Source organism: Streptomyces boncukensis (genome assembly GCF_011045075.1).
Taxonomy (GTDB): domain Bacteria; phylum Actinomycetota; class Actinomycetes; order Streptomycetales; family Streptomycetaceae; genus Streptomyces; species Streptomyces boncukensis.
On sequence record NZ_JAAKZZ010000184.1, the window covers coordinates 1 to 13,021 of the forward strand.

A 13,021-nucleotide genomic window follows, 5' to 3' on the forward strand; every position below is an offset into this window, starting at 1 on the left:
GGGGGGAGCAGGGGGGAACGAGCGGTTCCAGTCGGCCGGGGGGTCTGACTGGAACCGCTCTCCTGTGTGTGCGGACGGTGCACCTCTCGTCCTCTGCGCCCGGAAGGGGCGCGGGGCCTACCCGGCGAGGCCCGCTATCGCGGCGCGGGTCTCGCCTTTCGTGCACGGACGGGCGCCCAGCGCGACGTGCCCGGCCACGATGGCGTCCTCCGTACGCATCAGCCGCCACCCGCGCCGCAGCAGGAACGGCAGCGGCTTGCGGGCCTCGCGGACGTCGCGCAGCAGCCGCCGCCGGAACGTGGTGAACGGGCGCCCGCGCAGGCAGATCGCGTCCGCCAGCAGCCCCAGCCCCGCGCAGCGCGCGGCGATATGCGCCGCGAAGATCCCCTCCGCGACGAACAGCGGCGCGCCGTCGAGGCGTACCGTCTCCTCGCCGACGCGGGCGCTGGCGGCGATGTCGTAGCGCGGCGCGGTCGTCCGGCCCTCCGCGCACAGCTCCCGCACCGCGCGCACGGCGGCGTCGGCGTCCCAGGAGCGCGGCGAGTCCCAGTCGACGTCGGCGCCGGGGGCGCCCCCGACGGTGGGCAGCGTGGGGTCGCCGCCCTCCTTGTAGAAGTCGTCGAGGCGGAGCACGGGCAGCCCCGTACGGGCCGCGAGCCGGGACTTCCCGGAGCCGGAGGGTCCGGTGAGCAGGACGACGCGGGCCGGGGCGGCTATGCCGGGGGTCTGCTCCCGGAAGCTGTCGGGGACGATGTCGCTGGAGTCGGTCACGAGAGACCATTGTCTGTCATCGCCTCGCCCTCCGGCCGCTGGGCAGGGAGAATGGTCGGTCGCGTGGAGGGACCCGACGGAGAGGAGGCCGATCGTATGGCCCAGGAAGTGCGGGGCGTCATTGCCCCAGGCAAGAACGAACCCGTGCGGGTCGAGACGATCCTCGTTCCGGACCCCGGGCCGGGTGAGGCCGTGGTGAAGGTGCAGGCGTGCGGCGTGTGCCACACCGATCTGCACTACAAGCAGGGCGGGATCAACGACGAGTTCCCCTTCCTGCTCGGCCACGAGGCGGCGGGCGTCGTCGAGGCGGTCGGCGAGGGCGTCGAGGAGGTGGCGCCGGGCGACTTCGTGGTGCTCAACTGGCGCGCCGTGTGCGGGCGCTGCCGCGCCTGTGCGCGCGGCCGGCCCTGGTACTGCTTCGATACGCACAACGCGCGCCAGAAGATGACCTGGGAGGGCACCGAGCTGTCGCCCGCGCTCGGCATCGGCGCCTTCGCGGAGAAGACGCTGGTGGCCGCGGGCCAGTGCACCAAGGTGGACCCGTCCGTCTCCCCGGCCACCGCCGGGCTGCTGGGCTGCGGGGTGATGGCCGGGATCGGCGCGGCGATCAACACCGGGCAGGTGGGGCGCGGGGACACCGTCGCGGTGATCGGCTGCGGCGGCGTCGGCGACGCGGCCATCGCGGGCGCGCGGCTCGCGGGCGCGGCGAAGATCATCGCGGTGGATGTGGACGACCGCAAGCTCACCACTGCCGAGAAGATGGGCGCCACCCACACCGTCAACTCCCGCACCGCCGACCCGGTCGCCGCGATCCGCGAGCTGACCGGCGGCTTCGGGGCCGATGTCGTCATCGAGGCGGTGGGCCGCCCGGAGACGTACGAGCAGGCGTTCTACGCCCGGGATCTGGCCGGAACCGTCGTCCTGGTCGGCGTCCCCACCCCCGAGATGCGGCTGGAGCTGCCGCTGCTGGACGTCTTCGGGCGGGGCGGCGCGCTCAAGTCCTCCTGGTACGGCGACTGCCTGCCGTCCCGGGACTTCCCGATGCTGGTGGATCTGCATCTGCAGGGGCGGCTGGACCTCGGCACGTTCGTCACCGAGACGATCGCGCTGGACGAGGTCGAGAAGGCGTTCGAGCGGATGAACGGCGGCGACGTGCTGCGTTCGGTGGTGGTGCTGTGATGGCCGCCCGTATCGACCACCTCGTCACCTCCGGCACCTTCAGCCTGGACGGCGGCACCTGGGACGTCGACAACAACGTGTGGATCGTCGGCGACGACACGGAGGCCGTCGTCATCGACGCCGCGCACGACGCGCGGGCCATCGCTCAGGCGCTGGGCGGCCGCAGCCTGCGGGCCGTCCTGTGCACCCACGCGCACAACGACCATGTGGACGCGGCCCCGGAGCTGTCCGGGCTGACCGGTGCGCCGGTGCTGCTGCACCCCGACGACCTGCCGCTGTGGAAGATGACCCACCCCGAGCGCGCCCCGGACGGCGAGCTGGCCGACGGGCAGGAGGTGACGGTCGCGGGCGTGACCCTGCGGGTGCTGCACACCCCGGGCCACGCGCCGGGCGCCGTCTGCTTCCACGCCGAGTCCCTGGGCACCGTCTTCTCCGGCGACACCCTCTTCGAGGGCGGGCCGGGCGCGACGGGCCGCTCCTTCTCCGACCACCCCACGATCGTGCGCTCGATCCGGGAGCGGCTGCTCGTCCTCCCGCCGGAGACGGTGGTACGCACGGGGCACGGGCCCACCACGACCATCGGGGCCGAGCAGGCGAACGTGTAGGGGGTCCGCGTTACTGGCGGTAGCCCTCCAGGAAGCGGCCGATGCGGGAGATGGCCGCGTCCAGGTCGTCGGCGCGCGGCAGGGTGAGGATCCGGAAGTGGTCGGGGGACGGCCAGTTGAAGCCCGTCCCCTGGACCACCTGGATCTTCTCCCGCAGCAGCAGGTCCAGCACGAACCGCTCGTCGTCGTGGATCCGGTGCACCTCGGGGTCGAGCCGGGGGAAGGCGTACAGCGCCCCCTTCGGCTTGACGCAGGAGACTCCGGGGATCTCGTTGAGCCGCTCCCAGGCGGTGTCCCGCTGGTCGTGCAGCCGCCCGCCGGGCAGGACGAGGTCCTCGATGCTCTGCCGCCCGCCCAGCGCGGCCTGGATGGCGTGCTGGGCGGGCGCGTTCGGGCACAGCCGCATGGACGCGAGCATGCCCAGGCCCTCCAGATAGCTCTTCGCGTGCTGCTTGGGGCCGGACACCAGCAGCCACCCGGAGCGGAACCCCGCGACGCGGTACGCCTTGGACAGCCCGGAGAAGGTGAGGCAGACCAGGTCCGGCGCCAGGGCGCCCACATGGTGGTGCTCGGCGCCGTCGTAGAGGATCTTGTCGTAGATCTCGTCGGAGAACACCATCAGCCCGTGGCGCCGGGCGAGGTCGAGGATGTCCTCCAGCAGCTCGCGCGGATAGACGGCGCCGGTGGGGTTGTTCGGGCTGATGACGACGACGGCCTTGGTGCGGTGGTTGATCTTCGCGGCCATGTCGTCGAGGTCGGGCAGCCAGCCCGCCTGCTCGTCGCACCGGTAGTGCACCGCGGTGCCGCCCGCCATGGTGGTGACGGCGGTCCACAGCGGGAAGTCCGGCGCCGGGACGAGCACCTCGTCGCCGTCGTCCACCAGCGCCTGGACGGCCATGGAGACCAGCTCCGAGACGCCGTTGCCGAGGTAGATGTCGTCCACGTCCGCGTCCGGGAAGCCGCGCTGCTGGTAGTGCTGCGCGACGGCGCGGCGGGCCGGGAGGATGCCGCGCGACTCGGTGTAGCCGTGCGCCTGCGGGAGCATCCGCACCATGTCCTGCAGAATGCTCTCGGGCGCCTCGAAACCGAACAGCGCGGGGTTGCCGGTGTTCAGGCGCAACACGCTGTGCCCCGCCTCCTCCAGCGCGTCGGCCTGCTCGATCACCGGTCCCCGGATCTCGTAGCAGACCTCGCTGAGCTTGCTCGACTGCCGGAACTCCATACGGCCCACCCTTCTCAGTGCTTACTTGGTTCTACCAAGTCGCCACTTGGAAAGTCCAACTCAGGGTTTAGAATCCCACCATGCCGAGCACTCCCAGCCGATCCCGGCGCAGCTATGACCAGTTCTGCGCGACAGCCCGCGCCCTCGACTCCGTGGGCGACCGCTGGACGCTGCTGATCGTCCGCGAACTGCTCGCCGGGCCGCGCCGCTACACGGACCTGCACGCCGATCTCCCCGGGGTCAGCACCGACGTGCTCGCCGCCCGGCTCAAGCACATGGAGAGCGAGGGCCTCGTCGCCCGCCGCCCGCTGGCACGCGCCGCAGCGGCCCGGGTGTACGAGCTGACCGCGCGCGGACGCGGGCTCCTGCCCGTGCTCGCCGCGCTGGCCCGCTGGGGAACGCCCGAACTGGGCGAGCCGCGCGAGACCGACGCCCAGCGCGCGCACTGGTGGGCGCTGCCGATGCGGGACGCCTGGCGCGCCGTCGCGGCGGACGGCGTCGTGGACGTGACGCTCCCGGAGGGGCACTTCCACATCCGGCTCGGCGAGACGGACCCCGCCTCCGGCGCCGCCGTCTACGGCGAGGGCCCGGCGCCGGAGGGCGCGGACGCCGAGGTGGAGTGGGACCCGGGGGAGTGGACCGCGGCCCTGCGCCCGGCGGAGGGCGTGCGCTCCGGCGTCGTACGGGTGCGCGGCGAGGGCGCCGTCGCACGGGCCCTGCGGGAGGGGTGAGGGTTCGGTTATCCGAACCCCCGGCTTCCGTACTGCCACGATCGATCCGGGCCGGGCCGCGCCGCAGCCTGGAGACATGACCCTGGCGACGACGACACTCACCCAGCCCTTCGCGCGCGACACCTGGAAGCGGACCGCCTACCTCCTGCTCGCCGTGCCCACCGGGCTGCTCTGCATCCCGCTCGGCCTGGTCGCGCCGCGCTCCGCCGGGCGGATCCAGCTCGCGCTCGCCGGACGGCTGCTCGGCGGCGGAGGGCCGGAGGGGCCGCGGGCCCAGCGCCCGCGCACCGGGGCGCTGGCCTTCGCGCACGCGGTGCTCACCGTGCCGGTGAACCTGGCGGCGGCCGTCGTCACGTTCTACCTGTGGTCGATTGTCGCCATGAACCTCGGCTATCCGCTCCGCCCCGGCCTCGACACCGAGAACTCCTGGGGCGGGCCCTCGCTCGCCGGGGCCTGGGCGCTGCACGCGGGCGTCGGCGGCCTGGGGTTCCTGCTGCTGACCCCGTGGGTGGTACGGGGCTTCAGCGCGCTGCAGGCCCGGCTGGTCGCGGGCTTCCTGAGCACCGGGCAGGCCGGGCTGGGGCGCACGGTCGGGCTCGCGCTGGGCGTGTCGGCGGTCTGCGCGGTGCTGTGCGTCCCGGTCGTGCACCAGCTGTAGGCTTCCGCCCGGTTCGGGTGCCCGGAATCTGGAGTCGACCACGATGCGCCCCTCACGTGTAGTGCCCGCACTGTCCGCCCTCCTCTACGCCCTGCTGGCGCTGCCCCTCGCCCTGGTCTCCTTCGTCCTGCTGCTCGCCGCGCTCGCCCTCGCCGTCGCGCTCTCGGTGACGGCCATCGGACCGTGGCTGCTGGGGCTGGTGGTGCGGGGCGCCCTCGCGCTGGGCGCCGTGCAGCGGGCCCTCGCCCGGCGGCTGATCGGGCTGCATATCGAACCGCCCCCGCGGCGGCGGCCCGCGCTGCGGGACCGCGCCGGGTGGCGGGCTGTCGGGTGCGCGCTGCTGGCGCCCGCGACGGCGCTCGTCCCGTTCGCCACCGCGTTCTTCGGGTACGCCTACGGCGTCCTCTTCCTGCTCCATCCGCTGCTCAAGCGGTGGAACTACCACACGGAGCGGGACCCGGAGACCGGAGCGGTCCGGCATATCTCGCTCCAGATCGCGGGCGTCCAGCTGGACAGCTGGCCCCGCTGGCTCGCCGTCGTCCTGGCGGGCGCGGTGCTGCTGGCGGGCAGCCCCTGGCTGCTGCGGCACGCCCTCGCGCCGCACCGGATGCTGCTGCGCGCGCTGCTCGGGCCGAGCGCGGCCGAGCGGCGCATCCGGGCGCTGGAGGAGACCCGGGCCCACGCCGTGGACGACGCCGCCACCACGCTGCGCCGTATCGAGCGCGATCTGCACGACGGCACCCAGGCCCGCCTCGTCGGCCTCGGGATGCAGCTGACGATGCTCCAGGAGCTGCTCGCCGCGGACGCCGGACGGGACCGGCTGGGCACCGTCGTCAGCCAGGCGCAGGACAACGCGAAACACGCCGTCGCCGAGCTGCGCGACCTCGTCCGGGGCATTCATCCGCCGGTCCTCGACCAGGGCCTGGCCACCGCGCTGCGCACCCTCGCGGCCGACACCGCGCTCCCGGTCACCGTCACGGTGGAGCTGCCGCGCCGCCCGGCGCCGGCCGTGGAGTCCCTGGTGTACTTCTGCGCCGCGGAGCTGCTCGGCAACGTCCTCAAGCACAGCGGCGCGACCGCGGCACAGGTCGAGCTGCGGGCGGAGGACGGCGTGCTGCGGCTCGCCGTGCGCGACGACGGGCGCGGGGGCGCTGCGGTGGGCGCCGGCAGCGGGCTGCGCGGCCTGCTGGACCGGGCGCGCACCATGGACGCCACCCTGACCTGCGACAGCCCGCCGGGTGGGCCTACGGTGGTGACCGTCACCCTGCCCTTCAGGTCCTGAGAGGTGCCGTGCCCGGTCCCCTGAACGTGGTCATCGCCGAGGACTCGGTGCTGCTGCGCGACGGGCTCGTCCAGCTGCTCGCGATGCGCGGTGTGGAAGTGAGCGCGGCGGTGGGCGACGCCGAGGAGCTGCTGGCCGCCGTGGCCGAGCACCGCCCGGACGCCGCCGTCGTCGACATCCGGCTGCCGCCGACCCAGACCGACGAGGGGCTGCGCGCCGCCGTGGCGATCCGCCGCACCCACCCGGGCACCGGAGTGCTGATCTTCTCCCAGCATGTGGAGACGGCGTACGCGGCGGAGCTGGTCGGCGACGGCGGCGCGGGCGTCGGCTATCTGCTCAAGGAGCGCGTCGTCGACCTGGGGGAGTTCGTGGCGGCGCTGGAGCGGGTGGCGGCGGGCGGCACGGCGCTGGACCCGGCGGTCGTCGCACGGCTGTTCGGCGCCAGTCGCCGCGCCTCCGCGCTCGACGCGCTCACCCCGCGGGAGCGCGAGGTGCTCGCGCTGATGGCGGAGGGGCGGACGAACAGCGCCATCGCCGAGCGCTTCGTGGTCTCCGAGCGCGCCGTCGAGAAGCATGTGGCGAACATCTTCGCCAAGCTGGACCTGCCGCCCACCGGCAGCGACCACCGCCGGGTGCTGGCGGTGCTGCGCTACCTGGACGTGGCCGGGTGAGCTCCGGCCCCGGCGCCCGGGTACGCCGCCGCCTCACCGCCGGACCCCGAAGCGCCCCGCCAGCCGGTTGTACTCCTCGCGGGTCACCGGCAGCACCGAGCCGTGCCGGGGGTGCGCGGGCAGCGCGTAGCCGGAGGACGGCGTCCAGTTGCCGGAGCCGAGGTCGGTGGTCTCGAACGGGACGTAGCCCCGGCCGCCGAACTCGTCGACGAGCAGATACCACTTGTCCTCGGTGTTCGACTTGAACACGGCCGGCCCCTCGCCCCGGTCGACGGCGCCCTGGCCGATGCAGTCCGCGACGTGGGTGTAGTCGGGGTCGAGGATGTCGGCGGACTTCTCCTCGGTGATGAACTTCCCGCACGGCGCGTCGGGTCCGGTGCCGCGCTCGTCCTTGGTGAAGCGGTAGTAGGTGTCGCCGTCCTTGGCGAGCGTCGAGTCGATCACCGAGTAGCCGGGGTCGTTCCAGACCCCGGCCCCGCTGAAGGTGCGGAAGTCGTCGGTGGTCGCGTACATCATGCGGTTGTAGGTGGTGCCCGTGTGGTCCGGGTCGTCCTCGGCGTAGAGCTTGGAGGCCCAGAAGACGACGAAGGTGCCGCGGTCCTCGTCGTAGTACGCCTCGGGCGCCCAGGTGTTGCCCGCCGTGTCCGGGGCGACGCGGGCGAGCCGCGCGTCGGACCAGTGCACCAGGTCGGTGGACTCCCACACCACCAGCGACTTGCTGCCGGTGCGCTGCGCCTGGTCCCAGTCGCCGTTGCCGTACATCCTCAGGTCGGTGGCGATGAGGTAGAACGTGTCGCCCCCGGGCGCGCGGATGACATACGGGTCGCGCACGCCCCTCTCGCCGACGTCGGAGGTGAGGACGGGGGCGCCGCCGTTCAGCTCGCGGTAGCGGAGGGGGTCGTTGCCGTCGCTGAGCGCGAGCCGGATCTGCTCCCCGTCGGCGGAGCCCTCGCCGGTGAAGTAGGTGAAGAGGTAGCCCGCGTAGGCTTCCTGCCGGCTGCCGCTCCCGGTGTCGCTCGCCCCGCCGGCGGGCCCGGCCGCGGCGGCGCCGAGGAGGAGTACGGCGGATGCGAGCAGCGCGGTGGCGCGCAGGCGCGAGAGGCGGTGGCGCACGGGGTTCCTCCTCGGGGCGGGGACGACGAGTCGAGCGTCCGCGCGGGAGGTGCGGCCGGGCAACGGGCGGTTGCGGCCGAAAACTTTCGGCTTCCGGGGCCGTCGGGACGCCTCCTAGGGCGCCCGCACCGCCTTCAGCCGTATGAGCAGCGCCCGGAACGCGGCCGTACTGCCGACGAGGACGGCGTCGGGGTGCTCGCTCTCCCGCAGGAACAGGGTGACGCGGGCGCCCGTCCCGCCGCGGGCCAGCTCGACGCACTCGGTGTTCGGCTCACCGCCGCTGAAGCTGGACTTCTGCCAGCCGGGATCCGGCATGCCTCCCCCTCCCTACAGGATGTAGAGCAGGTGCTGCACCATGCGGTACGAGCTGCCGCTGTGCAGCTGGGCGGGGTCCAGCGGGTCGAGGGCGACCATGGTCAGCCGGTTGAACGCCTGGGAGAACGCCTGGATCCGCTCGGGCTCGCCCAGGAAGGCGGAGGACAGCGGGTGCTCGACATAGACGGTGCGCAACTGCGGGACGCGGCCGTCCAGGATGGAGAACGGCGCCCCGGGCGTACTCGGGGGCGTCTCGGCCCGGAAGGGAAGCAGCTGGATGGTGATATGGGGCAGCTGGGCCGCCTCGACGAGGTACTCCAGCTGTTCGCGGCGCACCTTGCGGCTGACGAAGTGCATATGGAACGCCGCCTCGTGGACGACGGCGTGGAAGCGCGGCGGCGGGTCCGTGAACAGGCACTGCTGGCGCAGCACCCGGAAGTCGGTGAACCGGGCCGCGTCCTCGGCGGGCACCGGGGGATCGTTGTTGCCGAACAGCTCGGCGACGTAGTCCCGGGTCTGCAGCAGCCCGGGAACGTACATCCACTGGAAGGTCCGGTGGGCGGTGGCGGTGGACTCCAACTCGGCCAGATCGCGCAGGCGGTCCTGGGTCAGCTCGCGGTACGCGCTCCACCAGCCCTTTCCGCTGGACCGGGCCATCGCCACCAGCGCATCCACCACGGTTTCATCGGTGCAACCGTAGTAGCCGAGAAGCGCCCGCAGCCGGGCCTCCGAGCACGCGGTGCGCCCCGCCTCGATATGGCTCAAGTGCGGCTTGTGCAGGCCGACATGGCGGCAGACGTCCTCACGCTTACGGCCGCTGGCCTCGCGCATCCTGCGGAGCTCCTCGCCGAGTCTCCGCTGGCGCTGGCTTGGATTCGCACGCAGTCCCATGGGTCAACTTCCCACACAGGTGCATACGTTGTGTCCATGACTTCTGGCTGGAATCACCCGATGGTGTGGCCTGGGTGATCTATGGGCGTACCGGTATCACCTGCGTATTTCGGGAGGTTGGCGAGGAATGGCGATCGTGCCCCGAAGGGGCGCGGGGAACTGCGCGACCAGCCACCCGGCAGGACCCGCCGGTACGGCCCGGCCGGGCGGCTCAGGCCCCGACCGGGTGCCAGACCGTCTTCGTCTCCACGAAGGCCAGCAGCCGGTCCGTCCCCGGGTCGGCCGTCCAGCCGGCGCCGGCGGAGTCCGGGGGCCGTACCACCCGCTTGAGGTTGTCCGCGGCCGCGCTCTCCAGCTCGCGCGCCAGCTCCGCCTCGCCGGCCGCGCCCGCGAGGTCGATCGCGTTGACGTCCTGGTGCGCCGCGAGCGGCCGGGCGAGCTCCGCCGTGCGGCCGGACAGGATGTTGACGACCCCGCCCGGGACGTCCGAGGTGGCCAGCACCTCGGCGAGGGAGAGCGCCGGGAGCGGAGCCCGCTCGCTGGCGGCGACCACCGCCGTGTTCCCGGTGGCGAGGACCGGCGCGAGCACGGACACCAGGCCCAGCAGGGAGGACTCCTGCGGCGCGAGCACGGCCACCACACCCGTCGGCTCCGGGGTCGAGAGGTTGAAGAACGGCCCGGCGACCGGGTTGGCGCCGCCCGCCACCTGCGCGACCTTGTCCGACCAGCCCGCGTACCACACCCAGCGGTCGACCGCGGCGTCCACCTGCGCGCGGGACGCCGCCTTCGACAGCCCCTCGCCCGCCGCGACCTCGGCGGCGAACTGCTCGCGCCGCCCCTGGAGCATCTCCGCGACCCGGTAGAGCACCTGGCCCCGGTTGTACGCCGTGGCGCCGGACCAGCCGCCGAAGCCCTTGCGGGCCGCCGCCACCGCGTCCCGCGCGTCCTTGCGGGACGCCAGCGGCGCGTTGGCCAGCCAGTTCCGCTCTCCGTCGGTCACCTCGTACACCCTGCCGCTCTCGCTCCGCGGGAACCTGCCCCCGACGTACAGCTTGTAGGTCTTGAGGACGGACAAGCGTGGCTCAGACATTCAGGTACGCCTCCAGACCGTGGCGGCCGCCCTCGCGGCCGTATCCCGACTCCTTGTAGCCGCCGAAGGGCGAGGCCGGGTCGAACTTGTTGAAGGTGTTGGCCCAGACGATCCCGGCGCGCAGCTCGTTCGCCATCCGCAGGATCCGCGAGCCCTTCTCCGTCCAGACCCCGGCGGAGAGCCCGTACGGGGTGTTGTTGGCCTTGGCCACGGCCTCGTCCGGCGTGCGGAACGTCAGCACCGACAGCACGGGCCCGAAGATTTCCTCGCGGGCGATCCGGTGCGCCTGGGTGACGTTGGTGAACAGCGTCGGCGCGAACCAGTAGCCGTCCGGGGGGAGCTCGCACGGCGGCGACCAGCGCTCGGCGCCCTCCGCCTCGCCCGCCTCGGCCAGCTCGGTGATCCGGGCGAGCTGCTCGGCGGAGTTGATGGCGCCGACGTCGGTGTTCTTGTCCAGCGGGTCGCCGACGCGGAGGGTGGCCAGCCGCCGCTTGAGCGCGTCCAGCAGCTCGTCCCGCACCGACTCCTGGACCAGCAGCCGGGAGCCCGCGCAGCACACCTGGCCCTGGTTGAAGAAGATCCCGTTCACGATGCCCTCGACGGCCTGGTCGAGCGGGGCGTCGTCGAAGACGATGTTGGCGCCCTTGCCGCCCAGCTCCAGGGTGAGCTTCTTGCGGGTGCCCGCGACGGTGCGGGCGATCTCCTTGCCGACGGCCGTCGAGCCGGTGAACGCCACCTTGTCCACGTCCGGGTGGGCCACCAGCTCGGCGCCCGTCGCGCCGTCGCCGGTGACGATGTTGACGACGCCGCCCGGCAGCCCCGCCTGGCGGCAGACGTCCGCGAAGAAGAGCGCGGACAGCGGCGTGGTCTCGGCGGGCTTGAGCACCACCGCGTTGCCGGTGGCGAGCGCCGGGGCGATCTTCCAGGCCAGCATCAGGAGGGGGAAGTTCCAGGGGATGACCTGGGCCGCGACGCCGAGCGGGCGCGGGTCGGGGCCGTACCCCGCGTGGTTGAGCTTGTCCGCCCACCCCGCGTAGTAGAAGAAGTGCGCGGCGACCAGCGGCAGGTCGGCGTCCCGGGTCTCGCGGATCGGCTTGCCGTTGTCCAGCGTCTCCAGCACCGCCAGCTCGCGCGAGCGCTCCTGGAGGATCCGGGCGATCCGGAAGAGGTACTTCGCACGCTCGGCGCCCGGCAGCGCGGCCCACGCCGGGAAGGCCGCACGGGCCGCGCGCACCGCCGCGTCGACGTCGGCGGCGTCCGCGTACGCGACCTCGGACAGCACCTCCTCGGTGGCAGGGGAGAGCGTCTTGAACGTCGTGCCGGAGCCCGCCTCGCGGAACGCGCCGTCGATGAACAGCCCGTAGGCCGGGGCGATGTCCACGACCGCGCGCGACTCCGGCGCGGGGGCGTACTCGAACAGAGCCATGGGTATCAGTCCACCGTCACGTAGTCGGGCCCGGAGTAGCGTCCGGTGGCCAGCTTCTGCCGCTGCATCAGCAGGTCGTTGAGCAGGCTGGAGGCGCCGAACCTGAACCAGTCCGGGCTCAGCCAGTCGTCGCCCAGCGTCTCGTTCACCATCACCAGGTACTTCAGCGCGTCCTTGGCCGTACGGATGCCGCCGGCGGGCTTGACGCCGACCTGCCGGCCGGTGGCGGTGCGGAAGTCCCGGACGGCCTCCAGCATGAGCAGGGTGTTCGGCGGAGTGGCGCTGACGGCGACCTTGCCGGTCGAGGTCTTGATGAAGTCGGCGCCGGCGAGCATCGCCAGCCAGGAGGCGCGGCGGATGTTGTCGTACGTCGCCAGCTCGCCGTTCTCGAAGATCACCTTGAGGTGGGCAGCGCCGCAGGCGTCCTTCACCTGCCGGATCTCCTCGTACACCTGGAGATACCGGCCCGTGAGGAACGCGCCCCGGTCGATCACCATGTCGATCTCGTCGGCCCCGGCGGCGACGGCCTCCCGGGTGTCCGCGAGCTTGACGTCGAGCCCGGCGCGCCCGGCGGGGAACGCGGTGGCGACGGAGGCGACAGCGATCCCGCTGCCCGCGCCGAGCGCCTCCCGGGCGACGGCGGCCATGTCCGGGTACACGCAGATCGCCGCGACCCGGGGCGCCGAGGGGTCGGTGGGATCCGGGTGCCGCCCCTTCGCGCACAGCGCGCGGACCTTGCCGGGGGTGTCGGCGCCTTCGAGGGTGGTCAGATCGATCATCGAGATGGCGAGATCGATGGCGTACGCCTTGGCCGTCGTCTTGATGGACCGGGTCCCGAGCCCGGCGGCCCGGGCCTCCAGCCCGACCGCGTCGACGCCGGGCAACCCGTGCAGATAGCGGCGGAGCGCGGCGTCGGACGTCACGACATCGGACGGCACCGGTCCACGGGGGGCCGCAGTGGTAGGCATGCTCACCAGGGCACCATATCTACGCGCGTAGCCGCGTGTCACTAGCGGGGCGGCGGCAGGTGCCGAAGCCGGCCCCGGTCCCGGCACCGCCCCCGGAAC

13 protein-coding genes and 1 pseudogene are annotated in these 13,021 nt (G+C 73.2%); 6 read left to right on the forward strand and 8 right to left on the reverse strand.

From position 1 onward, the window contains the following. Positions 1-117: 117 nt before the first annotated feature. Positions 118-753, reverse strand: coding sequence for a uridine kinase family protein (locus tag G5C65_RS18530; protein ID WP_338146513.1), 636 nt, complete (start codon positions 751-753; stop codon positions 118-120). A gap of 114 nt (positions 754-867) precedes the next feature. On the opposite strand from G5C65_RS18530, the gene G5C65_RS18535 reads away from it, so the two are divergent. Then, positions 868-1,950 (forward strand): S-(hydroxymethyl)mycothiol dehydrogenase, encoded by a 1,083-nt coding sequence (locus tag G5C65_RS18535; RefSeq protein WP_165299975.1) that lies wholly within the window; start codon positions 868-870, stop codon positions 1,948-1,950. Then, positions 1,950-2,555, forward strand: coding sequence for an MBL fold metallo-hydrolase (locus G5C65_RS18540; protein ID WP_165299976.1), 606 nt, complete (start codon positions 1,950-1,952; stop codon positions 2,553-2,555). Before G5C65_RS18535 ends, G5C65_RS18540 begins: the two co-directional genes overlap by 1 nt. 10 nt (positions 2,556-2,565) lie before the next feature. Here G5C65_RS18540 and G5C65_RS18545 read toward each other — a convergent pair whose 3' ends face one another. Continuing rightward, entirely contained in the window at positions 2,566-3,777 is a 1,212-nt protein-coding gene (locus G5C65_RS18545; RefSeq protein WP_165299977.1) for a pyridoxal phosphate-dependent aminotransferase, read from the reverse strand. Positions 3,778-3,857: 80 nt separating this feature from the next. Between G5C65_RS18545 and G5C65_RS18550 the strand changes: the two genes are divergently transcribed. The 4 genes from G5C65_RS18550 to G5C65_RS18565 all read left to right on the forward strand — a co-directional run bounded on the left by G5C65_RS18550 (position 3,858) and on the right by G5C65_RS18565 (position 7,119). After that, positions 3,858-4,508: a winged helix-turn-helix transcriptional regulator gene (locus G5C65_RS18550; RefSeq protein WP_165299978.1), complete on the forward strand. Its 651-nt coding sequence runs from the start codon at positions 3,858-3,860 to the stop codon at positions 4,506-4,508. A gap of 76 nt (positions 4,509-4,584) precedes the next feature. After that, positions 4,585-5,166 (forward strand): sensor domain-containing protein, encoded by a 582-nt coding sequence (locus tag G5C65_RS18555; protein WP_165299979.1) that lies wholly within the window; start codon positions 4,585-4,587, stop codon positions 5,164-5,166. A gap of 43 nt (positions 5,167-5,209) precedes the next feature. After that, positions 5,210-6,448 carry a sensor histidine kinase gene (locus G5C65_RS18560; protein ID WP_165299980.1) on the forward strand — a complete coding sequence of 413 codons (1,239 nt, stop codon included), beginning with the start codon at positions 5,210-5,212 and terminating at the stop codon, positions 6,446-6,448. Between the two features lie 20 nt (positions 6,449-6,468). Continuing rightward, on the forward strand, positions 6,469-7,119 hold the full coding sequence (locus G5C65_RS18565) for a response regulator (RefSeq protein WP_165299987.1): 651 nt from the start codon (positions 6,469-6,471) through the stop codon (positions 7,117-7,119). Between the two features lie 48 nt (positions 7,120-7,167). Here the strand turns inward: G5C65_RS18565 and G5C65_RS18570 are convergent. The 6 genes and pseudogenes from G5C65_RS18570 to deoC all read right to left on the reverse strand — a co-directional run. Then, positions 7,168-8,232: pseudogene (locus G5C65_RS18570) on the reverse strand (glycoside hydrolase family 43 protein); the annotation flags it as partial. 114 nt (positions 8,233-8,346) lie between these two features. Further along, the gene (locus tag G5C65_RS18575) at positions 8,347-8,547 is read right to left on the reverse strand and encodes a DUF397 domain-containing protein (protein WP_165299981.1); all 201 of its coding nucleotides are present in this window, start codon (positions 8,545-8,547) and stop codon (positions 8,347-8,349) included. 12 nt (positions 8,548-8,559) lie between these two features. Further along, a complete protein-coding gene (locus G5C65_RS18580) occupies positions 8,560-9,438 on the reverse strand; it encodes a helix-turn-helix domain-containing protein (protein WP_165299982.1) in 879 nt (292 codons plus the stop codon). A gap of 211 nt (positions 9,439-9,649) precedes the next feature. Next, positions 9,650-10,528, reverse strand: a complete 879-nt coding sequence (locus G5C65_RS18585; protein WP_165299983.1) for an aldehyde dehydrogenase family protein — start codon at positions 10,526-10,528, stop codon at positions 9,650-9,652. Continuing rightward, a complete protein-coding gene (locus G5C65_RS18590) occupies positions 10,521-11,954 on the reverse strand; it encodes an aldehyde dehydrogenase family protein (RefSeq protein WP_165299984.1) in 1,434 nt (477 codons plus the stop codon). Before G5C65_RS18590 ends, G5C65_RS18585 begins: the two co-directional genes overlap by 8 nt. Positions 11,955-11,959: 5 nt before the next feature. Continuing rightward, positions 11,960-12,922 carry a deoxyribose-phosphate aldolase gene (gene deoC / locus G5C65_RS18595; RefSeq protein WP_165299985.1) on the reverse strand — a complete coding sequence of 321 codons (963 nt, stop codon included), beginning with the start codon at positions 12,920-12,922 and terminating at the stop codon, positions 11,960-11,962. Between the last annotated feature and the right edge of the window lie 99 nt (positions 12,923-13,021).

Bases quoted from the DNA above. Each gene is read 5' to 3' on its own strand.
- G5C65_RS18535 (WP_165299975.1), top strand. From the start codon at position 868: ATGGCCCAGGAAGTGCGGGGCGTCATTGCCCCAGGCAAGAACGAACCC.
- G5C65_RS18540 (WP_165299976.1), top strand. From the start codon at position 1,950: ATGGCCGCCCGTATCGACCACCTCGTCACCTCCGGCACCTTCAGCCTG.
- G5C65_RS18545 (WP_165299977.1), bottom strand. From the start codon at position 3,777: ATGGAGTTCCGGCAGTCGAGCAAGCTCAGCGAGGTCTGCTACGAGATC.
- G5C65_RS18550 (WP_165299978.1), top strand. From the start codon at position 3,858: ATGCCGAGCACTCCCAGCCGATCCCGGCGCAGCTATGACCAGTTCTGC.
- G5C65_RS18555 (WP_165299979.1), top strand. From the start codon at position 4,585: ATGACCCTGGCGACGACGACACTCACCCAGCCCTTCGCGCGCGACACC.
- G5C65_RS18560 (WP_165299980.1), top strand. From the start codon at position 5,210: ATGCGCCCCTCACGTGTAGTGCCCGCACTGTCCGCCCTCCTCTACGCC.
- G5C65_RS18575 (WP_165299981.1), bottom strand. From the start codon at position 8,547: ATGCCGGATCCCGGCTGGCAGAAGTCCAGCTTCAGCGGCGGTGAGCCG.
- G5C65_RS18580 (WP_165299982.1), bottom strand. From the start codon at position 9,438: ATGGGACTGCGTGCGAATCCAAGCCAGCGCCAGCGGAGACTCGGCGAG.
- G5C65_RS18585 (WP_165299983.1), bottom strand. From the start codon at position 10,528: ATGTCTGAGCCACGCTTGTCCGTCCTCAAGACCTACAAGCTGTACGTC.
- G5C65_RS18590 (WP_165299984.1), bottom strand. From the start codon at position 11,954: ATGGCTCTGTTCGAGTACGCCCCCGCGCCGGAGTCGCGCGCGGTCGTG.
- deoC (WP_165299985.1), bottom strand. From the start codon at position 12,922: ATGCCTACCACTGCGGCCCCCCGTGGACCGGTGCCGTCCGATGTCGTG.